General features: G+C 38.1%; 23 protein-coding genes. 15 read left to right on the forward strand and 8 right to left on the reverse strand.

Annotated features, from left to right (window positions below; all coding sequences use genetic code 11):
- Positions 1 to 496: 496 nt before the first annotated feature.
- The 4 genes from AW17_RS16560 to AW17_RS16575 all read left to right on the forward strand — a co-directional run bounded on the left by AW17_RS16560 (position 497) and on the right by AW17_RS16575 (position 4,818).
- Positions 497 to 1,015 carry a LytR/AlgR family response regulator transcription factor gene (locus tag AW17_RS16560; protein ID WP_029278301.1) on the forward strand — a complete coding sequence of 173 codons (519 nt, stop codon included), beginning with the start codon at positions 497 to 499 and terminating at the stop codon, positions 1,013 to 1,015.
- Positions 973 to 1,227 carry a LytTR family transcriptional regulator DNA-binding domain-containing protein gene (locus AW17_RS25415; protein ID WP_425339101.1) on the forward strand — a complete coding sequence of 85 codons (255 nt, stop codon included), beginning with the start codon at positions 973 to 975 and terminating at the stop codon, positions 1,225 to 1,227. The genes AW17_RS16560 and AW17_RS25415 overlap by 43 nt, the downstream gene beginning before the upstream one ends.
- Before the next feature lie 243 nt (positions 1,228 to 1,470).
- A complete protein-coding gene (locus tag AW17_RS16570; RefSeq protein WP_029278305.1) occupies positions 1,471 to 2,541 on the forward strand; it encodes a sensor histidine kinase in 1,071 nt (356 codons plus the stop codon).
- Positions 2,542 to 2,994: 453 nt separating this feature from the next.
- On the forward strand, positions 2,995 to 4,818 hold the full coding sequence (locus tag AW17_RS16575) for a M60 family metallopeptidase (protein WP_029278307.1): 1,824 nt from the start codon (positions 2,995 to 2,997) through the stop codon (positions 4,816 to 4,818).
- Positions 4,819 to 4,992: 174 nt separating this feature from the next.
- Here AW17_RS16575 and AW17_RS16580 read toward each other — a convergent pair whose 3' ends face one another.
- A complete protein-coding gene (locus tag AW17_RS16580; RefSeq protein ID WP_029278309.1) occupies positions 4,993 to 5,223 on the reverse strand; it encodes a hypothetical protein in 231 nt (76 codons plus the stop codon).
- A 321-nt stretch (positions 5,224 to 5,544) separates the two neighbouring features.
- On the opposite strand from AW17_RS16580, the gene AW17_RS16585 reads away from it, so the two are divergent.
- Entirely contained in the window at positions 5,545 to 5,826 is a 282-nt protein-coding gene (locus AW17_RS16585; protein ID WP_157280339.1) for a hypothetical protein, read from the forward strand.
- On the opposite strand, the gene AW17_RS16590 is transcribed toward AW17_RS16585, so the two are convergent.
- Positions 5,812 to 7,008 carry an IS1634 family transposase gene (locus AW17_RS16590; RefSeq protein ID WP_342422267.1) on the reverse strand — a complete coding sequence of 399 codons (1,197 nt, stop codon included), beginning with the start codon at positions 7,006 to 7,008 and terminating at the stop codon, positions 5,812 to 5,814. The genes AW17_RS16585 and AW17_RS16590 overlap by 15 nt on opposite strands.
- The gene (locus AW17_RS24685; RefSeq protein WP_209444278.1) at positions 6,972 to 7,319 is read right to left on the reverse strand and encodes a hypothetical protein; all 348 of its coding nucleotides are present in this window, start codon (positions 7,317 to 7,319) and stop codon (positions 6,972 to 6,974) included. The genes AW17_RS16590 and AW17_RS24685 overlap by 37 nt, the downstream gene beginning before the upstream one ends.
- A gap of 702 nt (positions 7,320 to 8,021) precedes the next feature.
- Here AW17_RS24685 and AW17_RS16595 point away from each other — a divergent pair.
- From AW17_RS16595 to AW17_RS16615, 5 genes are all read left to right on the forward strand, one after another.
- Entirely contained in the window at positions 8,022 to 9,089 is a 1,068-nt protein-coding gene (locus AW17_RS16595; protein ID WP_029278313.1) for a FecR family protein, read from the forward strand.
- A 120-nt stretch (positions 9,090 to 9,209) separates the two neighbouring features.
- A complete protein-coding gene (locus AW17_RS16600) occupies positions 9,210 to 9,728 on the forward strand; it encodes an STN domain-containing protein (protein ID WP_029278315.1) in 519 nt (172 codons plus the stop codon).
- A gap of 199 nt (positions 9,729 to 9,927) precedes the next feature.
- Complete coding sequence (locus AW17_RS16605; protein ID WP_029278317.1) at positions 9,928 to 10,329, forward strand: hypothetical protein; 402 nt, start codon at positions 9,928 to 9,930, stop codon at positions 10,327 to 10,329.
- 156 nt (positions 10,330 to 10,485) lie between these two features.
- Positions 10,486 to 12,045, forward strand: coding sequence for a S10 family peptidase (locus tag AW17_RS16610; RefSeq protein WP_029278319.1), 1,560 nt, complete (start codon positions 10,486 to 10,488; stop codon positions 12,043 to 12,045).
- A gap of 627 nt (positions 12,046 to 12,672) precedes the next feature.
- Positions 12,673 to 13,635 carry an acetyl-CoA carboxylase carboxyltransferase subunit alpha gene (locus AW17_RS16615; protein WP_083488742.1) on the forward strand — a complete coding sequence of 321 codons (963 nt, stop codon included), beginning with the start codon at positions 12,673 to 12,675 and terminating at the stop codon, positions 13,633 to 13,635.
- 339 nt (positions 13,636 to 13,974) lie between these two features.
- On the opposite strand, the gene AW17_RS16620 is transcribed toward AW17_RS16615, so the two are convergent.
- The gene (locus tag AW17_RS16620; protein ID WP_029278323.1) at positions 13,975 to 17,016 is read right to left on the reverse strand and encodes a glycosyltransferase family 117 protein; all 3,042 of its coding nucleotides are present in this window, start codon (positions 17,014 to 17,016) and stop codon (positions 13,975 to 13,977) included.
- Between the two features lie 216 nt (positions 17,017 to 17,232).
- Positions 17,233 to 20,259, reverse strand: a complete 3,027-nt coding sequence (locus tag AW17_RS16625; protein WP_029278325.1) for a DUF2723 domain-containing protein — start codon at positions 20,257 to 20,259, stop codon at positions 17,233 to 17,235.
- A gap of 370 nt (positions 20,260 to 20,629) precedes the next feature.
- Here AW17_RS16625 and AW17_RS16635 point away from each other — a divergent pair, with 370 nt between their 5' ends.
- The 3 genes from AW17_RS16635 (at position 20,630) to pth (ending at position 23,093) form a co-directional block, all read left to right on the forward strand.
- A complete protein-coding gene (locus tag AW17_RS16635) occupies positions 20,630 to 21,571 on the forward strand; it encodes a ribose-phosphate pyrophosphokinase (RefSeq protein ID WP_029278327.1) in 942 nt (313 codons plus the stop codon).
- 161 nt (positions 21,572 to 21,732) lie between these two features.
- Entirely contained in the window at positions 21,733 to 22,317 is a 585-nt protein-coding gene (locus tag AW17_RS16640) for a 50S ribosomal protein L25/general stress protein Ctc (RefSeq protein WP_029278329.1), read from the forward strand.
- A gap of 215 nt (positions 22,318 to 22,532) precedes the next feature.
- Positions 22,533 to 23,093: an aminoacyl-tRNA hydrolase gene (gene pth / locus AW17_RS16645; RefSeq protein ID WP_029278331.1), complete on the forward strand. Its 561-nt coding sequence runs from the start codon at positions 22,533 to 22,535 to the stop codon at positions 23,091 to 23,093.
- Positions 23,094 to 23,347: 254 nt separating this feature from the next.
- Here the strand turns inward: pth and AW17_RS24265 are convergent, their stop codons facing one another.
- The 3 genes from AW17_RS24265 to AW17_RS16655 form a co-directional block, all read right to left on the reverse strand.
- Positions 23,348 to 23,491 carry a hypothetical protein gene (locus AW17_RS24265; RefSeq protein WP_157280340.1) on the reverse strand — a complete coding sequence of 48 codons (144 nt, stop codon included), beginning with the start codon at positions 23,489 to 23,491 and terminating at the stop codon, positions 23,348 to 23,350.
- Positions 23,492 to 23,792: 301 nt separating this feature from the next.
- Positions 23,793 to 24,458: a tetratricopeptide repeat protein gene (locus tag AW17_RS16650; RefSeq protein ID WP_029278332.1), complete on the reverse strand. Its 666-nt coding sequence runs from the start codon at positions 24,456 to 24,458 to the stop codon at positions 23,793 to 23,795.
- A gap of 123 nt (positions 24,459 to 24,581) precedes the next feature.
- Positions 24,582 to 24,989, reverse strand: coding sequence for a hypothetical protein (locus AW17_RS16655; RefSeq protein WP_029278334.1), 408 nt, complete (start codon positions 24,987 to 24,989; stop codon positions 24,582 to 24,584).
- A gap of 105 nt (positions 24,990 to 25,094) precedes the next feature.
- Between AW17_RS16655 and recF the strand changes: the two genes are divergently transcribed.
- Together recF and AW17_RS16665 are read left to right on the forward strand one after the other, a co-directional pair.
- Positions 25,095 to 26,198, forward strand: a complete 1,104-nt coding sequence (recF, locus tag AW17_RS16660) for a DNA replication/repair protein RecF (RefSeq protein WP_029278336.1) — start codon at positions 25,095 to 25,097, stop codon at positions 26,196 to 26,198.
- The gene (locus AW17_RS16665) at positions 26,191 to 26,481 is read left to right on the forward strand and encodes a DciA family protein (RefSeq protein ID WP_029278338.1); all 291 of its coding nucleotides are present in this window, start codon (positions 26,191 to 26,193) and stop codon (positions 26,479 to 26,481) included. Before recF ends, AW17_RS16665 begins: the two co-directional genes overlap by 8 nt.
- Positions 26,482 to 26,891 lie beyond the last annotated feature (410 nt).

Raw genomic sequence — 26,891 nt, forward strand, 5'->3', positions numbered from 1 at the left:
TCATTTTGTGGCGTTTTAATCAAGTTTTCTGTTAAGACGGTCGTCACCCTGAATTTATTTCAGGGTCTTTCACGCTAAAAAGATGCTGAAATAAATTCAGCAGGACGATAAAGCGGGATTAGGCGTAAATAAGATATAATTTTCAGCAAATAATTATCGAACTCAGGTTATTACTAATGTTTCAATCAAAACCTGTTAGCAGGGATGATAGCGAAAATGCTGGATAAAAAGATTTGTCATTATTTCAGGTACGTTAGCTGCGGAATGATATAGAAGCAATAATCAAGGGATTATTCTTCAGAACTCCATGCTTAACTTCAATGGATGGCTATTTAAATCGCCCTATCCATCTTTGCCTTTACAATAATAAATAATACTCTAACTAACTACTTGAATAATCGATTAAGATTTGTTAGTTATCAATTCTTATTTTTTTTAGACCACTTCATTTAAGAATAATTTATTAAATTGCCTTTATCTACTTAAACTTATCTTAATGAAAAACACTATCTCTTGCATCATTATTGATGATGATCCGACTGCAATTAACATTTTACACGACTATATCGCGGAAATGCCAAGGCTAAAAGTTCACCGCACTTTCACCAAACCGTTAGAAGCCCTAAGTGAAATTAGCACAGAAAGTGATAAACAGCTAATCTTTTTGGATATCGATATGCCAGCAATGTCTGGCCTACGGCTTGCTGATAATCTCAAACATAAATTGCACAACATTATTTTTACTACTTCCTATCCAGAGTTTGCGTTGGATGCTTTCAAAGTCAGGGCAAAACATTACCTGTTAAAACCTTTCAATATGGCAGATTTTGCAGAAGTGGTTAACGAGGTGCTTTCTGAATATTATGATACACAGCGTCTTGTACAAGAAAATGAAGAAGCATTTTTCTTACGCGCAGACTTACCAAAGTACTCAAAAAAGATATCATCTATCTCCAGGGCTCAAATAATCATGTGCACATTTATACACCAACAAATGACTATTCGGTATACATGACCATAAAGGAAATGGAGGGAAAACTCTATGAAAATGAGCACTTCTACCGCGTTCACAAATCCTATATGATTAACACCATTTATGTAAAGGAAATTAATGGGCACAAAATCGATCTTGGAAAGTACGAAGTGCTTATGAGTCCACAGTACAAAGAGGCATTTATGGATTATATTGAAAGTCAAACCCTTGTATCAAAACGGCTAAGGGATTGACATTTGCAAATCTGAATGGGTTGTAAGTGTTGTAATTGCTGTAACTGTACTCGTTGTTGGATCACTCTTAAAGCGCACATCAGCAGCTTTTTGTGAACGGAAAATAAACGCTGTTTTCCGGGTCGATTTTAAGTCTGTAATTCTTTTCATAAACGAAAATTACCCCGCTCAAAATCGCTTAAAGACTACATTACGTAAAGCAATTGTTGACTGTTGTGAAACCGAATTTTAACTTAAAAAAAAATGAAAAACTGGCTAAAAAATTACCGCTGGCATATTATTGCATGGGCTATCTTTATCCTTTATGAACATGTAATCATTTCGTTGATTCTTGATGTAAACGCCCATGTACTAAACTACTTCATTCATTATACTATCAATATAACACTCTTCTATATCCATGCTGAACTGGTACTAGGAAGAGGCCTAAAAACACAAAAGCCTGCGTATTTCAGCATACTCATATTCACGTCACTTGAAGTGTGTATGTATACCGTTACAGCATACCTTGCAGACCGTTACCTTTCAAAAACAATAAACCTTTCTATTGATAAACTGACTGTTATAGACTGGAAGCATATGTTTTTAACAGTATGGCGGGGAATTTACTTTTTGCTTTTCTCAACAGCGTATTATTTTATCAAAAGTTATATCCATCAAAAACATCGAACAGCAGAACTGGAAAAAGAAGCAATTGAAGAAATGCTGAAGCAGAAGCAAATAACACTTGAACTGGCTAATGCTAAAAATGCCTACCTCAAAGCGCAAATTAACCCACATTTCTTGTTCAATACTTTAACCTATATATATAACAGTACACATAAGAGCGAACGCCGGGCTGCAGAAGCCGTGCGATACCTTTCAAAACTGATGCGTTATGCATTAGAATGTGAACATGGTCCGGAAATTATGCCACTCGAAACAGAGATCCGCCAAGTCGAAAACCTTCTTGAGCTTAGCCGAATAAAGCAGCCTGACTTATTTATAGATTTTAGTTATGACCAGAAAACCGAATCGACAGAAATCATTCCATTACTATTACTTAGTCTAACCGAAAATATGGTTAAACACGGTAACCTCAGCCAGCCAGAAGATCCAGGAAAGATTACAGTGAAGTTGCAGGAAGGGCTGTTTAGCATTCAAACAAGTAACCTGATTAACACAGGTCTTAACGATACGGGTTTCCATACAGGCCTTGAAAATATTAGGCAAAGACTTTTTCATACCTATGCAGATAGAGCAGAGATGGCTTCCGTACTGAAAGGTAATTATTTTGAAGTGCTAATTACAATCAACCTGGCAGAAACTCATTAATTTTATATAACACCCCCGATCAATGTTTCCCATTTTTAGTTTGATGCTGATTATGGATTTCCCCCATGCCATAAGCTTTACTTTCAAAACCAATTCACTGGTTTCTTGCCAATTTGTTAGCACGGCCACTAACCGCTTTCTGAACAATTAACAGCTTGCCAAGGCGGCAGGCTATTTCTGTACATGCTAATTGCTGTTTGCATAAAGTTTAATGTAATAATGATACAGATATAGCAGTCAATACTGTAAAACACAGGCGAATCAAACGTTTGCGCAGTCTTTATCCTTTTACATAAATGTAATTATGAATACATTGTATTGACGTTTTAAACAGACTTACACCGTCTGTTTTAGAATAAACTGGCTGACTAGACATTACAAATGTAATTATTACTATAATCCATTTATTGGAATATGGCGACCTATAACCAAATATTAACAAAAACCTAAAAAATGAAAAAGAAACTATTAATCTTAACCGTATCGGCGATTGTAGGCCTTTCAGCCTGTAAAAAAGCGGCTGTATTACAAGATGAAGTTGTAAACAGTAAAAAAACAATGAGTGGTGCAAGTGTACAATCCCTCACTCAGACCAATGTTTTTAATGTCACCGAAAAAATTAATGCGTCAATTGAGAGAGACCGCTTAAAGAATGGATACTATTTAACCGATTTTACAGCAACCGGTTTATATATGGCCCCAGGTGCTACTTTAGATATCACCGTAGAACAAACCACCGGAACCCGCCTGCCAAAATTATTAATTGGTACCTATTCTAGATATGGTACCTGGAACACCCAGCCCACATCCGTGCAGTTAACGGCGGGTACCAATACCATTACCAACGCTATTGGTGGCTTATTATGGATCAGGTACACCAATTCTACAACTGGCTCTACCGCTAAAGTAACTTTTAATAGCGGTTACCAATACGCTCCATATTACAAACTTGGCGTAACCACCAATTCAGACTGGATTAATCAATTACAAACCTACACCACTCCTGATGTGGTTTTAGAAGGCTCGAATTGTGTTATTGTGGTATCAAGAACTAAAGCAATACAATACCAGGCAGAAGACCAGAGTGCTATATTGAACAAAATTACGCAGGTTATTGCGCTAGAGGACGATTTGAACGGCTTAGACAACTCTTTGCCTGCACATGCGAAAAATGTGCATACCTATCTTTTAACGCAGCATGAAGATCCGGGTTATTATTTTTTCGCTTATGATTATCGTACAGCCTATATCACTTCGGATGTTAATGCCATTTTAACTTTAAGCGCAGTAAGCACCAATGGTTGGGGATTATGGCACGAACTGGGCCACCAGCACCAAATGATGTGGCGTTGGGGAGCTTTAGGCGAGGTTTCTGTAAATCTATACAGTTTATATGTGCAACGTACCCTTACCCCGTCTATCAACAGGTTGGTAAACGATGGCGTGTGGCCAAAAGCTTTTACCTATTTAGGAAAACCTGCCGGCACCAAAGATTATAACGGATCAGCAAGTTATACCAATCCTTTAACCGATCTGTTTATCAGGCTCTGTATGTTTCAACAATTAACCTTAGCCTATGGTGATAATTTTTATAGAACCCTGGCCAAGGATATGCGTGTTGAAAATCCAACCTTAGCTAATGATGATGCCAGGATGCGTTATTTCATGCTAAAGGCCTGTAGTATATCGGGCAAAAACTTAAGTACTTTCTTCCAAAAATGGGGATTGAATTTATCTACTTCAGCAGGTACAACTCAAATATATGCAGATATGGCTGCTTTGGGTTTACCAGCGCCAAGTACTGATCCCTCTACCCTACAAGACAATGTTGCACCTTTAACCGAATTAAGTAAAACCGGCTGGAGCATCAATTCTTTCAGCTCTGAAGAAACCAGCGGCGAGGGAGCTATCAATGGCAGGGCTGCAACTTTAATTGATGGTAGCTACAGCACGTACTGGCACTCACGTTGGACCACTTCTGCAACAAGTTATCCGCACCAGATTGTAATTGATTTAGGATCTTCGAAATCTGCAAACGGCTTAAGTTTAGTACAAAGAAGCGGATTGAGCCGTGCAATTAAAAACTTTCAGGTTTTAATAAGTACCGATAATATAAATTTCACGTCGGTAAACAATTATGTAGCTCAAAATGCTGCCGGAGTACAATATTTTGCGTTTGGCAGCACCAAAACCTTAAGATACCTTAAGGTAATTATGAATTCTGCACAAGATGGTTTGCAGTTTGCATCGCTGGCAGAACTAGGATTATACAATTAACGATTTCATAAAAAGAGGGCCGATAGGTGGTCCTCTTTTTATTTATCGCTATACACATTGTCTTTTTTGATTAATATTTCCAGTCCAAAAAATGTTATAAGTATAACGGAAACAGCATTTTAATGATGAGGCTGATGGGCAGGCTGATTACAAACCGGAAAATCGGTTTTTGGCTTATAGGTTATTTACTTCAAAACCGCGATAGCTAAGCATTTCTGCATTATGTGAAACAATTAGGCGAAGTTTTAATCTTTCGATGATTGCTCTGGCTTGGGCAATATTTCTTTGCATATCGTTTATTCCCCTGATTTCGATTCCTCCAGACATGAGTTTAAATTTGCTGGGCTCAAACTTATCAATAAACTGCTGGAGATCTGGGCTAACTGTTACCTGATTGTTTTGCATAATCAATTATTATTTCTTTTGCCACAAAGCAAAACAAAGCATTTTAACTTATCAGCGCTTTCATATTAACTTATTAAGAAATGTTAATAAAAGGCTTTTTCCAAAAATAATCACCCTTGTACCGATAATCGAGGTTATTCCAATCAAACTACAGATCGCAACAAATTCTTTAAATCAAGCGGCATGACATAAACATGACCTTCGCTTAACTTTCAGATGATATTCAGCTAGTAGCTTTGTATTAAAGAACTGGACATGCGTACGATAAAAAGATTGATCAATCTCAATTATTATTTCTTTACTGCAATATCCATACTCCTGTTGGCATTCCTTTTTAATTTTAGCTTTTCTAAAACAGATGGATTCCTCATTTTTAACCATTTTCATCCGGCATGGTTAGATATTTTTTTTAAGTACGTCACTCATTTAGGAGATGGTTTAATCAGCATTCTGGCTGCAGTAATTCTGATTGCACTTCGGAAAAAGAAAAAAGCAATGACTGTGGTTCTTGCTTATATTTATTCAGGGCTGCTTATTCAAATTGCAAAAAGGATATTTCACCTGTCTTCCGCACTGGGACACCCAGTTTCAAAAGTTGAATAATTGGCTTAAGTATTTCTGCTCTTCATTCAAGATTAAAGTTTGCTCGACCACTTCATTATTTAATGGATTAAGAACCTTCAATGAATAAATAGTTTTTGCAATTTCAATCGCTTTCTCTGGACTAAGATTTGCTTTCATTTCGTAAAGCTGTCTTTCCAGCTCCTTGAACACTTTATATGCCGCAAATGCTATGCAAACATGTGCTTCAATTCTGCGATGTAATCTATGATCTATTGGTCTTATCTTTAGATCATGCTTTGATACTCTAAAGGCTTTTTCTATTCTCCACAAATGGTTGTAGTTTTCTATGATTTCCTCCTTGGAAAGCGTTGTGTTCGTTAAATACCCTTTCAAACCATCCCATTTGCCATCTGCGGTGAATTTATCCCGATCGATATCAACTTTAATCTCTCCATCGAGCTTCAGGTATTTATTGTATCCCCTGTTGTTGATATTGGCTTTTGTGAGTCTCCCTGACTTGACCTGCTTTTCCAACTTGAGTAATCCTCTCTCTCTGTTTGCCTGATCTTTTTTATGCCTTGAAAGCGAATAACTGATAATCAACCTAGTTTGCTCGTCCTTTTTCAATAGTGCACTTTCCCCATTCTTAAGTTTCAGGGAAAGTATTTGTTTTTGGAGTGGTTGCTTCTCATTCTTTATCCTTGCCCCTAAGATAAACTCATATCCATTACCCTGCAGGTCTATGATGTTCTCGTTGGAAAGTAAGCCAGAGTCTGCAATGACAACCATTTTTCCCAATTCATACTTCTTTTTAAATGCATCAATAACCGGCAGCATGGTATGACCCTCATACTTATTGCCCTCAAAGATCTCGTAAGCCAAGGGATAACCACCTACACTCACCAAGAGCCCCAGTACAATCTGTGGATTTTGGTGTCTGCCCTCTTTTGAAAACCCGGTTTTGCGAAGATCATCCTGATCATCTATTTCAAAGTACAAGGTGGTCACATCATAGAATACGATACTCATCTGGTTGTTTAAGACTTTCAGGGTATGTTGATAGCTGATCTGTTGTACAGCATCTTTCTGTTTATTATATAATTTGTCAAGGTAACGGTAAATCCGATCCTCATCTATATCAATAGAATGATACTTTTTAAGATAATCAACTGTACGCAGCTTGCTTACCGGGAAACAAAGTCTGGAAACAGTTGGCGAAATAGCTTGTCCCTGATTTGATCAAAACCAATGTCGTTGAACAGTTTACCCAGTAAAAGCTCCGTTCCAACAACAGTAACCTGCTGAATACTAGAAATAAATTTACTAAACATCTCCTGATCACCCAAAAGATCAATTTCGGCCTGTTTGGTCTGCTGCTTTATCCAATATTGACCATCTCTAAAAAGTTGTTCCACCTCGGGTATATCTGCTGAGCTACCAATGGTTTTTAAAACTTTATATTTGCCAGAGCTCTTATCAATAACCTGAATACTGATTAAGCCGTTTTGATTCCGTTTCTTTCTGACAAACACTAAGATAAATATAAGTCAAAATCCTTCTGGGACACCCAAAAAACAAAAAATTAACACATAACTCCCTAAATATCAGCACCGTTTATTCAGGGTTTAAAAAACAGCGGAAGACAGGAGATACAGCGGATAGCGTGTTAAAACGCCTAAAAAATTAATACTTAAAACTTCTAAAGCCTTTCTATCCTCACAGCCTGCCAGTTTGAGATAGTGGATTTTATATTTTGAAAACGAGCATTCCTGTCTCCGTAGGTGCTGTAGTCCCGTTATACACTCCAATCTTTTTATTGCAAATAAACGTTATAGTTAATATGGTTTTTAAGCAATAAAAAGGATTTTCGTTACTACCGGGTTTAGGGAATTAGGTGTGTGGTTCTTGGCGGTTTAACTGTCCTGCTCCCTACAACCTTCAATAGTAATACAGCCTCGGCCACCTAAACCTGATAGTAGCGATATGAAATAAAGCGGATAGCAGGACTATCAAACCCAAATGCTTCTGCAATTGCTTTCCAAAAAAAAACATAAAAACTGCTTGAACCTTGAGCGGATCAACTCCTTTGTATTTCTTAATCTGCATTCCTACAAATTAAATTTCTTCGTTATGTCCTCATTCAAGGCACATATTCCGCTATATTAAAAAAAAGTTAAAATTTCTTTAGGAAAAAGTAACGCTTTTGGGCACTGATATATAAAAGGCAAATTAGAATGGTTGATAGAAGTAAATTCAATGCAGAAGATTTTCTTGTCGATAGTACTTTTCAGCAGTATTGTGCTGGAACAGATAAGCTTTGCATTGGATATTGGGAAAAATACATTAATGCCCACCCCGAGCAGGCTGCAGTAATTGCAGAAGCAAAAAAACTTTATGTGATATTGAGCGGGAATAAACGCCCATTAAATAAACAGACAGAAAGTTTGAAGGAAAGTATGTTTCCAGAAGAAAAAGTAGTTAAACTGAACCGTTATTTATGGCTTAAAATAGCCGCAGCATTGGTTTTAGTACTTGGCTCAGTATTGGTTTATAACACCTACTTTAAGTATAACAATACAAAAAACGCCGTTCAGGAGGTTTATACTTTTACCACAAAAAGTGGTGAGCGTAAAAAAATTAAGCTTCAGGACGGAACCTCTGTACTCTTAAACGCAAAAAGTTCTTTATCTGTAACCAAAGGTTTTAACGATCAGTTCAGGGAGGTTACCCTAACAGGCGAGGCTTTTTTTGATGTAGCCCACGATAAAAATAAGCCTTTTAAAGTGCATACAACCGATTTTAACATCAATGTATTGGGTACTGCTTTTAATGTGAAAGCCTATCCTGATGAAACAACTTCAGAAGCAACTTTAATCCGAGGCTTAATTACTATGGAAGCTGTAAATGGAAATGGCGGAACCATTACTTTAAAACCAAGTCAGAAAGTTACTTTTTATAAGAGCGTTGCTCCGCAACAAAAAAGCAAATTGCTTAAACCTACAGCTTTACAGCCCGAAATTACCATTAACCATTACACAAAGATTAAAGACAGCACCATTGTAGAAACCGCCTGGACGCAGAACCGGATCGAAATATACGATCAGGATTTTGATGAGATTAGGAATGTTTTAGAAAAATGGTATAACGTAGAAATCAGATTTACAGATCCTTCAATAGAAAAATACCGCTTTACAGCGACCATAACAAACGAAAGTATCGAACAGGTTTTACAAGCTTTAAAAGACACTGAAAATAATTTTAAATATGAGATAAAAGGAAAACAGGTAACCATCTCGAAATAGAAAGAAAAAAGGACGGTGTTGGAGCACCGCCCTTATAAATTTCTCTTTTGATTAATTAATGGCAGTTTATGCGCAAACAGATTGCTGCCAAGAACTTTATGCAACCAAAAAAACAAAAATATGATTTATTATTACTTACTGCAAGGGCGCCCAAAATATAAAGCGCTTCTAAAATTCATTATGCTAATGAAACTAGCCTGTATTATGGTTTTCATTACCTGTCTTAATGTTTCGGCATCGGTTTTTTCTCAGGAAAAAATTTCTTTGGATGTTAAGAAAACAAAGCTGGCCAGGGTATTACAGATTATTGAGCAGCAAAGCAGCTACCATTTTGTTTACAGCTCTTCTTACGTACCGGTAAACAAGGATGTAAGCATTACTGTAACCAATACTTTGGTAACAGATGTATTGGCAGCCATTTTAAACAGAACCAACCTGAAATATTCTGTTTCGGATGGTGGCTTAATTGTAATTAGCAAAAATAAAGAAGTCCCGATTTCAGGAACCGTTAAAGATGCCCTTGGAGGGGTTTTGCCTGGCGCAAGTGTTAGGGTTAAAGGAACAGGCATTGGTACTTCTACCGATGTGAACGGTAAATTTGCATTAAATGCGCCTGAAAATGCTATATTGGCTTATTAATCAAACGTTTGCGCGTTGATTCGGAAAAATATCTCCTCAATAAAGCAGTATATTTAATTAACAAGCTACTGTAATCTCACCTGTAATTTAAGGGTTATTCACTTTTATTACTGCGTAGGGTTGTAGTTGTATTTTCTGGCGCTATACACAAATGATTTTTAATTAATATTTAAAATTTAACCCATTTAAACCAAAGAAAATGAAAAAAACAATTGCTTTACTTGTAGCTTCTTTAGCTTTTACAGTTTGTCTGTTTAGTAGTTATACGCCCGAAAAAGTAGCCCTTTCCCCTAAAAAGGTTATGCGTAGAGATGTAGTTACGGTTACAAAAAATTTCACTACCAGTAATGGCCTGGCTGCAGTGGCAACACTTCAGTATACCACCGGACAGGTTTATTCGAGCATTACCGTAAGTATAGAAGGAGAGGGCAACGTTCCGCTAACTTTGGTATCCCATTCCTCAGGCCCAATTTATGCCGATACTTTTGAAGGTTACAAGGCCGGGTCTTATTATGAATATTTTGTAGATGTATTGGTTACCGGAAACCCAACTATAGGCTGGCAGATTGGAGACGCAAGCGCCGAAGCGGTGGTTATTTAAATTGCCAGCTTAAATAAAGAGTCTACTGCTTCATTGCAGCAGTTTTTGCAGAACTGGCATTGCCAAAAGCAATGCCGGTTTTTTTATGGTAACATTTCTAATGCGCTTTTTGATTAACGCTACAATAGTTTGATATTTAGAAACCAAACCAAAACAATGAAATTCAGATTTATACTCGCTACATTTTTAAGCATGGGCATTTTTGCATATGCACAACAAGAACCAAGAAAAAGCCAATCTAAAGAAACCGTAACCACTACCCAGGTTACCGTTAAAGACGAACCTAAATCTTCAGCAAACGAAAGGACCATTAAGGTAGAAAGTTCTGTTGTTACCAATCACACTGTAAATATCGATGGTAAATCGGTTCCTTATAAGGCTACAACAGGTACACTACCTGTTTGGGATGAAGATGGAAAACCAATTGCAGGTTTGTTTTATACTTATTACGAACGCAGTGATGTGCAAAATCGCGATAAACGACCTTTAGTAATCTCTTTTAACGGCGGTCCGGGCTCAGCTTCAGTTTGGATGCACATCGCCTATACCGGTCCTGTGGTTTTGAATATTGATGACGAAGGTTACCCCGTGCAGCCTTATGGTTACAAAGAAAATCCATATTCTGTTTTAGATGTTGCCGATATTATTTACGTCGATCCGGTTAATACTGGCTATTCGAGAGCGGTGAGTAAAGATATTCCAACCAATAAGTTCTTTGGCGTACGTGCCGATATTAAATATCTGGCCGAGTGGATCAATACTTTTGTAACCCGCAATAACCGATGGGCCTCTCCAAAATTTTTAATTGGCGAGAGTTATGGTACCACACGCGTTTCGGGTTTGGCTTTAGAGCTGCAAAACAGTCAATGGATGTATTTAAACGGTGTGGTTTTGGTTTCGCCAACAGAACTTGGTATTGAGCGTAGTGGCCCTATTGATGCGGCTTTGCGTTTGCCATATTTTGCAGCTACAGCCTGGTATCATAAGGCGCTTGCGGCCGATTTACAGGGCAAAGATTTAACAGCCATGCTTCCTGAAGTTGAAAATTTTACCATTAATGAATTAATCCCTGCCATTTCGCAGGGCGGGATGTTGAGTGCCGATAAAAAGAAAGCCATTGCCACAAAAATGGCCCGTTACGCTGGTCTTTCAGAAAAAGTGATATTAGATTACAACCTCAATGTACCTACTGATTTCTTTTGGAAAGAACTGCTGAGAGATAAAGGTTTTACTGTTGGTAGATTAGATTCGCGCTATCGTGGTATCGATAAAATGAGTGCCGGCGAAGCACCGGATTATAATGCAGAGCTAACCTCTTGGTTGCATTCCTTTACGCCAGCCATTAATATGTACATCCGCAACGAGCTGAATTATAAAACCGATTTAAAATACAATATGTTCGGTTCTGTTTATCCATGGGATAAAACAGGCGATCAGACTGGCGATAACCTTCGTCAGGCCATGGCGCAGAATCCATATCTGCATTTATTGGTACAATCAGGTTATTACGATGGCGCCTGCGATTATTTCAATGCGAAATACAGCATGTGGCAATTAGATGCTGCGGGAAAACTGCAAGACCGCATGAGCTGGGAAGGTTACCGCAGTGGACACATGATGTATTTACGTAAAGATGATCTGAAAACGACCAATAACCATATCCGTGAGTTTATTAAAAAAGCATTACCAAAAGCAGGCGAGGCCGCTAAGTTCTAAAATTTTAGAGTTGACAAATTCCTATGCACATTGCTATTAATTTGTCAACTCTTTATGTTTATTGGAGCGCAGGTGCAGTACAATAATTAATGTTAGTCCTGCTTTGCGCTATATCTTTTTTATTGTTCATGTCATGCTGAGGCACGAAGTATCTGTTTCATAGGAGCGAGATGCTTCGTGCCTCAGCATGACAGCCATGTTTGAAGTTTCTGCTATAAAAAAGTATACCGCTTCAATCAGGGCTAGTTGGGTTGGGGCGGTGGCAAGGAAACCCCTCATATTAGCACAGGCAGGTGTAATCTAAACCTGACAGCCGCGATAGCCCCAGATTTAAGCACTGTCTATTTTGTTTTTATGGTGTGCTTGCTTATTTCACAGGTTTCATCTGGGCTAAAGCGAATGGCAGGACTGCTTTCAAAAAAGAATTACTGCAATTGCTTTCCAAATTATAAAGACTGATAATACAGCATCAATAAATTCTAATTTGAGATTCTAGAGTTGACAACTTTATCACCACCATGCCGATGAAAGTTGTCAACTCTTTGAAAAGATTTATCCCCTCAAAAACGCAAACAAAAAACTGTTCACTGCAAACTAAAAATAATTACTTATTTTTGTGGTTCAATTATGCAGCAAATAAAAACATCATTCGATTTTGAAAAACCTATTGCCGATTTAGTTCAGCAGATAGAAAAGGTTAAGCAAGTTGCCGAAAAAACTAAGGTAGATATGTCTGCCACTTTAGACGAGCTTGATGGTAAATTAGATGAAACTACCAATAACTTATATAAAAATTTAACCGGTTGGAACAAGGTTCAGATGAGCCGTCATCCCGATCGCCCGCAAACACTCGATTACATCAATATGATCTGCGATGATTTTATTGAAATGCACGGCGATAGAACCGTTAAAGATGATAAAGCGATTATTGGCGGTTTTGCTACCATAAATGGCCAAACGGTAATGGTTATTGGTCACCAGAAAGGTAAAAACACCAAAGAGCGCCAGTTCCGTAATTTCGGTATGGCCAACCCAGAAGGTTACCGTAAAGCTTTGCGTTTAATGCGTTTGGCTGAAAAATTTAATAAACCAGTTGTTTCTTTTATCGATACTATGGGTGCTTACCCTGGTTTAGAGGCAGAAGAACGTGGACAAGGCGAGGCTATTGCCAGAAATTTATTGGAAATGTCTATTCTTCGTGTGCCGATTATCTGTATTGTTGTAGGCGAAGGTGCTTCTGGAGGTGCTTTGGGTATAGGTATCGGCGATAAAGTTTACATGTTAGAGCATACCTGGTACTCGGTAATCTCTCCAGAATCTTGTTCATCTATTTTATGGAGAAGCTGGGATTTTAAAGAGAAAGCTGCTGAATGCTTAAAATTGACTTCTGATGATATGTTTGGTAACAAACTAATCGATGGCATTATTCCAGAACCACTTGGAGGTGCGCATCAGGATCCAGAGTTAATGGGCCGAACTTTAAAAGATTACCTTATTAAAGATTTAGCTGCTTTAGGTAAACTAAAAACTGATAAACTGATCGAACAGCGGATTGATAAATTCTGTGCGATGGGTGTTGTAAACGAATAATCATTAAAAAAATAAATTTGAATCCTGTTCGGCAATGCTGAACAGGATTTTTTTGTGGATAAATCCCGAACTTTTAAGGATATCACTAGATACGTCACCCTGAATTTATTTCAGGGTCTTTCACGCTAAAAAGATGCTGAAATAAATTCAGCAGGACGATAAAGCGGGATTAGGCGTAAATAAGATATAATTTTCAGCAAATAATTATCGAACTCAGGTTATTAAGCCAACTTAGGCTATGATTTAAACCTCGCAGGTTTTTAAAACCTGCGAGGTTTGGTCAATAAAAAAGCAGCTACAAATTAATGCAGCTGCTTTGTAAGCTATTTTAAGATCCGTTTACTGTTGTGGCCCCTGTTGTGGGAAAAACATCGACAAACGGCCTTCTAAACTGTTAAATGTTTTCTGCAGCTTATCACTCAGTTTATCCTGACCTGCAGCTTTACTCGTTTTAATCATTCTGTCCAGATAGTATAAGCCGGTTTGAATGTTCTGCGATCCGGTTAAACCTTTTGATTGTGAAATGTCAGCCAGGTAGTTTAATTCTTTATTGATATAATCGCCTGATTTGTCTAAAATATCATTAGCTCTGGCAGTTTCACCTAGTTTATATAAATTTTCAGCCATGTAGAATTTCACAACAACCGTACGGATACCGAAGAATTTATCAGGCATTACGGCAAAATACTTATCAACTACTTTTTTGGCCTCAGCAGTTTTGCCTTCTTTAATTAAGCTGTTGGTTAAGCTACTGAAAAGATTCGTAAATATAAAAGTATCATCTGATGACTGTGGATCTAAATATTTAGCGGTTTTCATATTTCCCCACTTAAATTTGGTCATCACATTATTGTACAGAACAGGTGTATTTAATTGTTCTGGTCTATCCTCAGATGCTGTTGTGTCAGCTTTAAGCGGTAATAAACGCATGGCTAAACCTTCGCTATATAAATACTTGTCTAAGCCATTATATTGCTCAGAAGGTACGGTAGAAGCGAAATAAATCGGACGTTTCCAGTTGTTATGTGCAAGGATATCGAACATAGCCAAAGTTCCTTTAGTAACATAACCCTTATTAAACTTCCAATCCATTGTGGTGGTGATTTTTGCAGCATCAGCAGCAGGTACTGTTCCTGTACTGATTACTTGCTGCGGATCTACTGTAATTTTAAGGTTTTTAGTTGGCAGGAAGTTAGATTTTGATCCATCCTGCATCGGTACTTTATCGCTCTCATCGTTTGATAGCAACAAATCAACTACGTTTTTAAGCTCAACACTACCTGCAATTTTGTAATCATCGTATGGCATTACATCTCTTTCGCCCTGTACATATTGTTCAGGTTTCATCGAAATTGGTAATGGAGCGGATTCATTTTGTTTTTGTCTTAAACCATTAATGTACCAATCTGTATCGAATAAACTTAAGTTTACAATGCGCACATCAGGGCGAACATTTTCTACCTCCTGGATATACCAAAGCGGGTAAGTATCATTATCGCCATAAGTAAATAAGATGGCATTTGGCGCACAAGATTGTAGGTAATCCAAGGCAATATCATGCGGAACCATTTTCGTAGAACGGTCATGATCATCCCATCCCTGCTCGGCCATAATTACTGGTGCAGCCAATAATCCAATCACCGTTGCACCAATGGCACCGGCAGTTGGGGTTAGTTTTTTAAACAACCACTCTTTAATGGCGAGTGCCCCGAGCCCGATCCATATTGCAAAGGCATAGAACGATCCTACGTAAGCGTAATCCCTTTCGCGGGGTTCTAATGGTTTTTGATTTAAGTATAATACAATGGCAATACCGGTAAAGAAGAATAGTAATGCTACAACTCCGGCATCTTTTTGGTTACGTTTAAAATGCCAAAGTGCACCAATAACGCCTAAAATTAATGGTAAAAAGAAGAAACGGTTATATGCTTTATTATCAACAGTTGAAGGTGGTAAATTAGTTTGATTGCCTCTCAACATGGCATCAATTGGTTTAATGCCACTAATCCAGGTACCTTCATGTCCGCTACCCTGACCTTGCTCGTCATTCTGGCGGCCGGCAAAATTCCACATGAAATAACGCATATACATATAGCCAATCTGATAGCTGAACAAGAAACCAATGTTATCTACCAGATTAGGATTTTTAGAATCATCTAAGCGCATCCATTCTTTATAAAAAGCCGCATGTTTAGGGTCATCGCTATACATACGTGGTAATAAAGTGTTGTTGTTATACTCGTAATCGGTTTTTTTGCCCGCTACCTCATATTTGTCTTTTCCTTTTCTCCAGATGGTTTTTCCTTCAGTTACACCTACTCTTTCAGAGTTATAATTAGGGCCATAACCCAATGGCCTATCTCCATACTGCTCACGGTTTAAGTAGCTTAAGAAAGAGAAAGCATCTTTCGGTGCGCTGTTATTTAAGTTCGGATCTGCCTTTGCCCTGATGATAATCATCGAGAATGATGCATAACCGAAAATGATTAAAACGGTAGAGATTAAACCTAAGTTTAATAATTTCTTTTGGTGTTGGATAGAATAACGGATTCCCCAAACCAGGGCGCCGATTAATAAAATAGCGAAGAATAAAACGCCTGTTCCAAAACCCAGACCTAATGTGTTAACAAAGAATAAATCGAAATAAGCACCAAACGAAACCAGGTATTGGATAATACCATATTGGATTACCGCTAAGATTAAAATACCAATAATAAGGGTTTTAATAATTCCCGATGTTGTTGCTTTATCTGTTCTTTTGAAATAATAAATAAAAGCAAGTGCTGGGATGGTTAACAGGTTTAACAAGTGGATACCAATTGATAAACCCATAATATAGGCAATAAACAATAACCAACGATCGGCACGTGGCTCATCGGCATGCGCTTCCCATTTAAGGATAGCCCAGAATACAATTGCTGTGAATAACGATGATTGTGCGTAAACTTCTGATTCTACTGCCGAAAACCAAAAACTATCAGAGAAAGTATAAGCTAAAGCGCCAACGGCACCTGCACCCATAATACTGATTAATTTACCGGTTGTTAGTTCTTCACCAGCTTTTAACACCGTTTTTTTAGCCAATGCAGTGATGGTCCAAAATAAGAATAAGATAGTTGCCCCGCTCGATACAGCCGAACCAACATTCATCCAGTAAGCGATTTTGGTTAAATCTCCAGCTGCAAAAATAGAGAAGAAACGTTGGAGCATTAAGAACAAAGGCGCACCAGGCTGGTGAACAACCTGCATTCTAAATGCCGATGCGATAAATTCACCGCAATCCCAAAAACTGGCAGAAGGCTCTAAGGTTAAAACGTAAGTTAGTGTAGCAATTAAAAAGCAGATCCAGCCTACTATATTATTAACTTTTGAATAATTCATTGGTTTGTTTAATGATATTAAAAATTGTTTTCACATAAAAATGCTGCCGAAATTAACTATTCTAGTCGATAAAACAGGTAAATTTTTGGATTGATTTAACAATTTTTAACGGCTTAAGGCCTTTAACATAAAGGATTTTAATTTATTTGAGAAGCAAAAACCCATAAGCAGAAAGGTGAAATCTGCCTATGGGTTAAAATTTAGAATGTTTTTAGCTTAACCCGCTGCAAATGGGGTAAACCTTACAATCAGGTCATTGTATTTTTTTTCAAGGCTTTTGCTTAGCTCAGCTTGTTTAAAAACCTCGGTTAATTTTACCATTTGTCCTAAATAGCCAAGGTAGAAACGTACATCCTGCTCTGATGATAGCTGGTTTTTGCTTTCTGAAACATCAGCAAGATGGGTTAATTCCCTGTTCACGTAATCGGCAGTTTTTTTGATCATCGCATTTGCACGGTTTAAATCATTTAAACGATAAAGGTTTTCAGTGAAATAATAAGTGCTCATTACCTGGCGCATACTGTAGAATTTAGCAGGAATTACCTCAAAATATTTATTAGCCACTTTTTTGCTTTCAGTAATTTTACCTTCGTTTATCAAGCCGGTTAATAAACCGTTAAACATGTTCGAGAACATGGTTACATCATCAGCAGATTGCCTATCTAAATGGTTGGCGTATTTAATATTGCCAAAACCATAAACATTCATCATATTGTTGTACATCGGTTTCAGGTTTACGCGGTCAAAATCTTGTGTAATTGCAGTATCTGGTTTCAAAGGCAATAACCTTTTATTCAATCCTTCCACATACAGGTATTTGTTTAGCCCAACGTATTGCTCATCTGGCATTGCCCCAGTAAAATAAATCGGTCGCTCCCAATTATTGTGTACCAAAATATCAAACAAAGCCAATGTTCCTTTTGTAACATAATTTTGGTTAAAAGTCCACTCCATACTGCTAGCAATTTTGCCTGCATCTTCTTTGGGCACGGTTCCGGTATCTAAAACCTGCTGTGGGCTTACCGCCAGTTTAAGGCTTTTGGTTGGTAACACATTGTATTTAGAACCATCTGTCATGGTTACTTTATCTTCGTCATGATCGGATAGAAGCACATCTAAAATTTCCTGCAACTCAATATGCTGGGCGATTTTATAATCCTGATAATACATAATATCGCGTGTACCAGCAACATATTGATTGCGCTTGATCGTTAAAGGAAGCGGCGCTGATTGATTTTGCTTTCTTTTCATACCGTCTATGTACCAATCGGCGGTGAATAAACTTAGGTTTACCACACGCACATCCGGACGGATGTTTTCTACTTCCTGCGCGTACCAAACCGGGTAGGTATCGTTGTCTCCATAAGTGAACAAAATTGCATTGGGCGCGCACGATTTTAGGTAATTGACAGACATATCTCTGGCTACATGGCTATCAGAACGGTCGTGATCGTCCCATCCCTGATTGGCCATAATAATCGGCGCACCGAATAAGGCAATAATCGAAGCAAAAATACTGGCCCGTACAGGTGTTAGTTTTTTGAATATAAAGTCTTTTAATCCAAATACACCTAAACCGATCCAGATGGCAAAGGCATAAAACGAACCCACATAGGCATAATCCCTTTCACGTGGCTCAATCGGAACTGAGTTGAGATAAACTACAATGGCAATACCAGTAAAAACAAATAGTAAACCAATAATACCTGCATCCTTCTGGTTACGTTTAAAGTGCCAAACCGCGCCGATCAAACCGATAATCAGCGGCAAAAAGAAAAACCTGTTGTACGCTTTGTTTTCTACAATCGATGGCGGAAGGTTTTTCTGATCACCAAGCCTGATCGCATCCAAAGGTTTAATGCCACTGAGCCAATTGCCATCTTTTCCGCCAAATTGCCCATCTTCATTGTCTTGCCTGCCCACAAAATTCCACATAAAATAACGCATGTACATCTGTCCCGTTTGGAAAGAGAACATATATTTTAAGTTGTCCATCAAGGTTGGTTTATGCTCATCATCAAAACCCATGTAACTTTTGTAAAACCTAATGTGTTCGGGTTTATCACTGTACATGCGTGGAGCTAAAGTTTTATCTCCAAAAACATAGTCGGATTTTGTTCCTGCTGATTCATATTTTGTTTTTCCTTTTCTGTAAAGTTTTCCGCTTTCTTTAATGTCGATCTTTTCAGAATTATAATTTTCGCCATATAATAAAGGCCTGTCTCCATATTGCGAACGGTTTACATAACTCAGAAAATTAAAAGCATTCTCTGGATCGGTATTGTTTAAATTTGGTTTGGCCTGCGCCCTGATAATGAGTAGAGCAAAAGAGCTGTATCCAAATAGCAATAAAACAGTGAACAACATGGCCAGGTTTAAAACCCTTTTATTTTTGAGGATGGAATAGCGGATGCCGTAAACCAGACTTCCAATTACTAAAACGGCAAAAAATAATACACCCGATCCAAAACCCAGGCCCATCGTATTCACAAAAAAGTAATCGAAATTTGCCGCAAAAGATACCACGTACTGAATGATGCCGAACTGTACCACTGCCAATACAGCGATTGAAATAAGAAATACTTTTAACACGCTTTGCCAATTGGGCGAGGGGTTCTTTTTAAAATAATAAACAAATATCAATGCAGGGATGGTTAGCAAATTTAAGATGTGTACACCGATAGAAATACCCATAATATAAGCCACAAAAAGCAACCATCGGTCTGATTTGGGTTCATCAGCCTGCGATTCCCACTTTAATATGGCCCAAAATACAATAGCGCTACAAAGCGACGACATGGCGTAAACCTCTGCCTCCACTGCCGAAAACCAAAAACTATCAGAAAAGGCATAAGCCAAAGCCCCAACAAAACCTGCACCCATAATGCCGATGATTTTCTGGCTGGTGATTTCCTCGCCTTTTTTAATTACGGTTTTCTTGGCCAGTGCGGTAATGGTCCAGAACAAAAAGAGGATGGTGCCTGCGCTGGCAAGTGCCGAAGATATATTAACAAAATAGGCAACTTTGGTTTTATCGCCAAAAGCGAGTGCCGAAAACAACCTCTGGATCATGGAGACTATTGGAGCACCGGGCTGGTGAACTACCTCCATTCGGAAAGCCGAAGAAATAAATTCGCCACAATCCCAGAAACTTACAGATTGATCCAAAGTTAAGATGTAGGTGAGCGCGGCAACGATAAAACAGAGCCAGCCTCCAATGGTGTTGATCCTTGAGTAATTCATAGTTTAATTTTAGTCTTTGATAATAAATGATTTAAGTGGTTCGTAGTAAAAAAAGTCGCATAAAAAAAGAAAATGTTGCACGCTATATGATGATTTTTTTATCTTTGCATCGCAAACAGGAACAGCAGGAAAGAAATTAAAAATATTTTAAAATCACTCTTGCATATTTAAAATAAGGTTCCTACATTTGCATTCCCTTTCGAGGAGAATATCCTTGATAAGTTTTTGTCCGATAGTATAAGGGTAGTACAACGGTTTTTGGTACCGTTTGTCTTGGTTCGAATCCAGGTCGGACAACTAAAATTTAATGTCGGATCATGTTTTAAATAGACATGATCCGATTTTTTTTAACCGTAAACTACACGAACCCATGCCATTGCAGTTTAACCCGGTAAAACTTTTTTCCGGAACAGGTTCTAAGGGATTATCACTTAAGATTGCCGAACATTACGGCAAGCCACTTGGTAGCGTAACCATTCACAAATTCAGTGATGGAGAGTTTCAACCTTCTTTTGATGAGTCAATCCGTGGTAGTGATGTTTTTCTAATCCAATCTACTTATCAGCCCAGCGATAATTTAATGGAGCTTTTGCTAATGGTTGATGCAGCTAAAAGAGCATCGGCACATTATATTACCGCAGTTGTTCCTTATTATGGTTTGGCCCGTCAGGATAGAAAAGATAAACCTCGTGTAGCAATCGGTGCCAAATTGGTGGCTAACTTATTAAAATCAGCAGGTATCCACCGCATCATGACGATGGATTTGCATGCTGCACAGATACAGGGTTTTTTCGATATTCCGGTTGATCACTTAGATGGATCGGTAATCTTTGTGCCTTATATCAAAAGCTTGGGCTTAAAAAACTTAACTATCGCATCGCCAGATATGGGCGGTTCGTACAGGGCACGTACTTTTGCCAAGTTTTTTAATGCTGAGGTAATTATTTGCGATAAACGCCGTAAACGTGCCAACGAAATCGAATCGATGTCGATTATTGGTGATGTAACCGGACAGGATGTGGTATTGATCGATGATATTTGCGATACTGCCGGAACCTTATCAAAAGCCGCGGCTTTGATTATGGAAAACGGAGCAGCAAGTGTAAGAGCGGTTTGTACACACGCTGTATTATCGGGCAAAGCAATAGAAACGGTAGAAAATTCGGTATTAACCGAGTTAATCGTTACAGACACCATTCCATTAAAACAGGAAAGTCCGAAAATTAGGGTGCTAAGCACAGCCAGTTTATTTGCAAGGGCAATTGCCAATGTAAACGAACATGGTTCAATTAGTGATCTGTTTAGAGTATAAATTAAGGTTGAAGGTAGAGGGTTGAAGGCTTAAGGTCTTAAGACTCGATACTTCTTAGTACTTGCTACTAATAAATAAGGTTGAAGGTAGCGGGTTGAAGGCTTAGGTCTTGAAACTCGATACTTAATACTGACTACTAATAAATATAAAATAAAAATAAAATGAAAACAATCGCAATTAGCGGTTCTCCAAGAGAGAACGTAGGGAAACGCGATGCCAAGGAACTTCGTTACGAAGGTAAAGTTCCGGCGGTATTGTATGGTGGAAAAGAGCAACAACACTTTGCTGTAGTTATTGCTGACTTAAGAGATGTTATTTATACCCCGGATGTAAACTTTGTGGAGATTGATGTTAACGGTACTAAAACTAAAGCTATCGTAAAAGACACTCAATTTCATCCACTTACCGACGTATTAATGCACATCGATTTTCTTCAGTTGTTTGACGAGAAAGAAATCGTTATGGAGATCCCGGTTAAATTAACAGGAACTTCTCCAGGCGTTAAAATGGGGGGTAAATTAATCCAGAAATTACGTAAACTACGTGTTAAAGCATTACCAGCTGATATGCCACAAAACGTAGAAGTAAGCTTAGAGAAATTAGAAGTAGGTAGTTTATTCCGTGTTCGCGATCTTAAAGGTCAAAAATATGTGATCACTAACACTCCTGAAGATACTATCGTTTCTGTTGCAATGTCTAGAGCATTAAAACAAGCAGAAACTGAAGCTGCTAAAGGTAAAAAATAGTACACTGATATCACAGATTAATGTGATTACACAGATTTTAAAAGCGGTGCAAAAGCAATTTTGGGCCGCTTTTTTTATTTACATGAGGTTACCCCATCATACGCTAAATACCAGGCCCTTGCACAGTTAAAGACTCCGAACTTCCGACTCTGAACTTTTTTTACCTTCCGCCCTACAACCTTCCCGCCCTCAACCTTTTTATTATCTTTGCCCCCATGAAATATCTTATAGTTGGCTTAGGGAATATCGGACCAGATTATGCACATACCAGACATAACATTGGTTTTGATATCGCCGATGAACTGGTTAAAAATTTAGATGGAAGTTTCGAAAATATCCGCTTGGCTTATTATTCGGAAGTTAGCTTTAAAGGACGTAAACTCCATGTAATTAAACCAACTACTTTTATGAACTTAAGTGGTAAAGCCGTAAACTATTGGATGAAGGAGTTAAAAATAGCACCAGAAAATGTTTTGGTGATTGTTGACGACCTTGCATTGCCTCTCGGTAAGCTGAGGCTAAAGCTACAGGGCTCTAGCGCTGGTCATAACGGCTTAAAAAGTATCGAAGAGGTTTGCGGCGGACAAAACTATGCACGCTTGCGCTTCGGTATCGGTAGCGATTATCCGAAAGGTAGACAAGTTGATTTTGTTTTGGGTTTGTTTGATAAGAATGAACAATTAGAACTCCCTGCATTGATTGATAAAAGCGTAGAGCTGATTAAAAGTTATGTAACCGTTGGGCCCGCCCACACCATGACGGCTTTTAATAAATAGGTGGTTAATTGGTTAGCTGCCCATGCTGTCATCCTGAGCGCAGCGAAGGATCTTTTGTAATTTAAATCTCAAAGGTGATATAGTCCAAAAAAGATCATTTGAAGAGCAATTACAGTAGTTCTTTTTAATGCTCGTCCTGCTTTTCATTACAAGTCCTCGCTGCGCTGTGGGCTTTGCATTTCAATCAGGTCTAAAAGGCAGTGTCTATACTGCTATTGAAGGTAGAATAACATAGTTTTATATAGATTTCTTTCCTAGTTCATGGTCTTTATCTTCACAGGCCATCTGATGTGAAACAGTTCGATAAAGGCAATTTCCTTTTTCTGCACCATGCAACCCCAAATAGTATTGCTGGCCGCGCCACCTAAACCCGATCGAAGTGGTTCCGATTTAAGCAAATTCTTTTGTTTTTTTATTGTGTGCTTGCTTATTTCACAGGTTTCATCGGAAGGAACGGAGAGCGGGACTGCACAAGCCTAAAAGCATCTGCATCTGATTCCCAGAAAAAAAAACTATCACTGTATGCTTATTATCAAATATATTATCGTCTGGTGGGCAACAAACTAGCGGAGCAGCATCTAATTATCTAAAAAAAAGACCCTGAAATAAATTCAGGGTGACGACCAATTAACGCCGATTCATTAAACAAAAAAAGACCATCTTTCGATGATCTTTTCATAAATATGTTTTAGTTAATGATTATTTAACTTTTTCTTGAGCTCTTGCAATGTAAGCATCAATTAATTGCGCTTCTGTACTCTCAGGGTATTGTGTTTTTACTTTAGTATAAGCTTCAACAGCACCTTTAAAATCATTTTGGCTTTCGTTAACCAATCCTAATTTCTTTAAAAACATTGGTGAAGTAAATTTACTTGCTTTATCTGCAGCCTTTTTATAGTAAGTAGCTGCTTGTTTAAAGTCTTTCAATTCGCTATAAGCGTCACCTAATAAGCCTAAAGCCAATGGATCTGCAACCGGGCTACCAGTAGCGCTATATTTGCTTAATGCCTCTATCGCTTGTTTGTATTCACCTTTACGCAAGTAAATGCCACCTAAATAAAGATTAGCTAAATTTGCCGATTTTGTGTTATCGTATTCTTTGGCAATCTGCTCTAAGCCCGGGTAACCACCTTCGCCTTTAACTGCTCTGTTTGATAGTGAATCTACACCAACAAATTGTTCTGCTTTGTACATTTTGCTAGCGGCTTCTTCAGCACGACCTTTTAAATACACGCCTTGATACCAAAGATATATTAAAACTAATAAAACTACAGCGCCTGCAATAAACAGTAAGCTCTTATTATTCTCTTGTAAAAATGAACCTTTTTTAGTTGGTTGAATTGTCTGGTTATCTGTTGTAGACATGTTTGTTTAAAAAATTTAAGATTGCAAAAATACATTTTTCAATCAAAGTATCAATCTTTATTTTGAAGTATTTGATTAAACATTAGTTATTTAGGCATGCAGATTGTAAAATCGCCATGATAATTAGCGTAACAAGCTAATTAGTGTGTTAAACCAGGTTTGGTTGTCGCTAAAAATACCAGTGTGGTTAATCACCAGGTACACCGTTTGGCTTTCGGAGCGGCTCACCGTAGATCTAATTCTGATGGGTTGCCAGAATGCGCCAAAGTTTTTTGCCAATGAAGCTGGAAATAAATCGTCGAAGCCCATGTAAACCTCTTCTATATGCGATAATGGGAGTTCTAATTGTTCGTTTCCGGTGATAAAAAGACCATTCGAGGCCAATAGGATATTGCCTTCGTGATTGTGAATTGGCTTTAAAAACGAAAATAAGCCTGCGATTTTTTTAACCCAGCTCGAACTTTCTTCATTGGTTAGTTCATGATCGTAAGACCATAGAACATTCCCTTCTAACATTTTTTGTGCAACCATCTAATTTTCCTTGCTATGAAAGTACAATTTTTTTAAGTGTTATTAACGTTTATTTTAAACAATGGGTGTTAAGAGGCTAAAAAACGGTAAATTTGTGACATATTTATGTGGTTAAAAAATATTACCCTTCTAAATTTCAAGAACTATACCGATGCAGATCTCCATTTCTCGGAAACGGTAAACGTTTTTACGGGTAATAATGGTTCTGGCAAAACGAACATGCTCGATGCTATTCACTATCTCTGTCTATGTAAAAGTTACTTTAATCCCATCGATAGCCAGCAGATCAAAACCAATGAAGAGGTTTTTATGATCCAGGGGGATTTTGATCGGAACGAAAAAAATGAAAAAATCTCCTGCGGGGTAAAACGCAACCAAAAAAAACAGTTTAAACGCAATAAAAAAGAATACGATAAGTTGGCTGATCATGTTGGCCTTTTTCCGGTAGTGATGGTTTCGCCTTATGATGTAAACCTGATTATGGAAGGTAGCGAGGAGCGGAGAAAGTTTATTGACAATGTTATTTCGCAAACAGACGCACATTATCTGGATCAGCTGATTACCTATAACCGCATTTTGTTAAACCGGAATGCTTTGCTAAAACAAATTGCGATTACCAGAAAATACGACCCTACGCTGCTCGAAATTTTGGATGAGCAATTGATTATAGCCGGCAATAAGATATTCGCAATCCGTAAGGCCTTTATGGATGAGTTTATTCCGCTGTTTAACCAATATTATACCTACCTTACCGAAAACAGAGAAATTGTAGAACTGAATTATCAATCGCAATTGAATGAGGCTACTTTCGAAGAGCTGTTAAAGAAATCGGCAGAGAAAGACCGTGTGCTGGAGCGTACCACAACTGGTATCCATAAAGATGAACTGGCTTTTGTGATCAGTGGCATGCCGCTAAAGAAGTTTGGTTCCCAAGGTCAGCAGAAATCTTTTTTAATTGCTTTGAAGATTGCCCAATATGCTTACCTCGCCAAAAACAAGGGATTTAAACCTTTGCTTTTGTTGGATGATATTTTTGATAAGCTGGATGATAACCGTGTTCAAAAATTGATGCAAATGGTTTCCCACCATGATTTTGGGCAGATATTTATTACAGATACAGGAAGAGAAAGGGTAAAATCAATTTTTGAAAAAATAGAAGTTGATGTAACTTTGTTCGAAGTAGATAACGGAACTATACAAAATGCGTAAACCCAATGATGTTACAGTAAAAGATGCCATCAGCAAAATGCTGGATGTATACCGTTTGCGCCGTAAATTCGACGAAACTTCAATCTTGTCTATCTGGCCAGAGATTATGGGCACCGCCATAGCCAACAGGACCAAGCAGATCTACATCCACGATAAGAAACTGTTCCTACGCATCGAATCTTCGGTAATCAAAAATGAATTGGTTATGGTACGTCAGGGGATTATCCAGAAGCTTAATGAACACGCCGGTAGTGTGGTAATTACCGATATGATTTTTTTATAGGTATTAAAGCTGTAGATGACAGCGTATTTCTATTGCAGCGATAGACTGTGAGGAATCGTCATTGCGAGAAGGCTTTTTCAGCCGACGAAGCAATCTTTATGATAAGGATCGCTAGCATGAAAGATTGCTTCGTCGTTCCTCCTCGCAATGACGCCTTTCTATAGGGATCTGTCAATGATGGCTTGTTAAAGGGCCTGTTTAAATTTAGTTTTAAGCGTTTCGACGAGCTGTCCCGAATGTTCCTATCGTGTGGACACATCTTTATATGTGTCCCATCCTTCTTTTGCTGCTCTAAAATACCTTAGTCCGATCCATAGGGTTGTTATTCCTGGTGTCCGCTTGCTTTCATAACCTTTCCAACCTCCCAATCTTGCCAGTACCCATACATATCTTTTCAAATCTCTTGACTT

Origin of the sequence: Pedobacter borealis DSM 19626, assembly GCF_000708285.2 — a bacterium.
Taxonomy (GTDB): Bacteria; Bacteroidota; Bacteroidia; order Sphingobacteriales; family Sphingobacteriaceae; genus Pedobacter; species Pedobacter borealis.

Excerpts from the sequence above, each read along its gene's own strand:
- AW17_RS16560 (WP_029278301.1), top strand. The coding sequence starts at position 497 with ATGAAAAACACTATCTCTTGCATCATTATTGATGATGATCCGACTGCA.
- AW17_RS16570 (WP_029278305.1), top strand. The coding sequence starts at position 1,471 with ATGAAAAACTGGCTAAAAAATTACCGCTGGCATATTATTGCATGGGCT.
- AW17_RS16575 (WP_029278307.1), top strand. The coding sequence starts at position 2,995 with ATGAAAAAGAAACTATTAATCTTAACCGTATCGGCGATTGTAGGCCTT.
- AW17_RS16580 (WP_029278309.1), bottom strand. The coding sequence starts at position 5,223 with ATGCAAAACAATCAGGTAACAGTTAGCCCAGATCTCCAGCAGTTTATT.
- AW17_RS16595 (WP_029278313.1), top strand. The coding sequence starts at position 8,022 with ATGGTTGATAGAAGTAAATTCAATGCAGAAGATTTTCTTGTCGATAGT.
- AW17_RS16600 (WP_029278315.1), top strand. The coding sequence starts at position 9,210 with ATGATTTATTATTACTTACTGCAAGGGCGCCCAAAATATAAAGCGCTT.
- AW17_RS16605 (WP_029278317.1), top strand. The coding sequence starts at position 9,928 with ATGAAAAAAACAATTGCTTTACTTGTAGCTTCTTTAGCTTTTACAGTT.
- AW17_RS16610 (WP_029278319.1), top strand. The coding sequence starts at position 10,486 with ATGAAATTCAGATTTATACTCGCTACATTTTTAAGCATGGGCATTTTT.
- AW17_RS16615 (WP_083488742.1), top strand. The coding sequence starts at position 12,673 with ATGCAGCAAATAAAAACATCATTCGATTTTGAAAAACCTATTGCCGAT.
- AW17_RS16620 (WP_029278323.1), bottom strand. The coding sequence starts at position 17,016 with ATGAATTATTCAAAAGTTAATAATATAGTAGGCTGGATCTGCTTTTTA.
- AW17_RS16625 (WP_029278325.1), bottom strand. The coding sequence starts at position 20,259 with ATGAATTACTCAAGGATCAACACCATTGGAGGCTGGCTCTGTTTTATC.
- AW17_RS16635 (WP_029278327.1), top strand. The coding sequence starts at position 20,630 with ATGCCATTGCAGTTTAACCCGGTAAAACTTTTTTCCGGAACAGGTTCT.
- AW17_RS16640 (WP_029278329.1), top strand. The coding sequence starts at position 21,733 with ATGAAAACAATCGCAATTAGCGGTTCTCCAAGAGAGAACGTAGGGAAA.
- pth (WP_029278331.1), top strand. The coding sequence starts at position 22,533 with ATGAAATATCTTATAGTTGGCTTAGGGAATATCGGACCAGATTATGCA.
- AW17_RS16650 (WP_029278332.1), bottom strand. The coding sequence starts at position 24,458 with ATGTCTACAACAGATAACCAGACAATTCAACCAACTAAAAAAGGTTCA.
- AW17_RS16655 (WP_029278334.1), bottom strand. The coding sequence starts at position 24,989 with ATGGTTGCACAAAAAATGTTAGAAGGGAATGTTCTATGGTCTTACGAT.
- recF (WP_029278336.1), top strand. The coding sequence starts at position 25,095 with ATGTGGTTAAAAAATATTACCCTTCTAAATTTCAAGAACTATACCGAT.
- AW17_RS16665 (WP_029278338.1), top strand. The coding sequence starts at position 26,191 with ATGCGTAAACCCAATGATGTTACAGTAAAAGATGCCATCAGCAAAATG.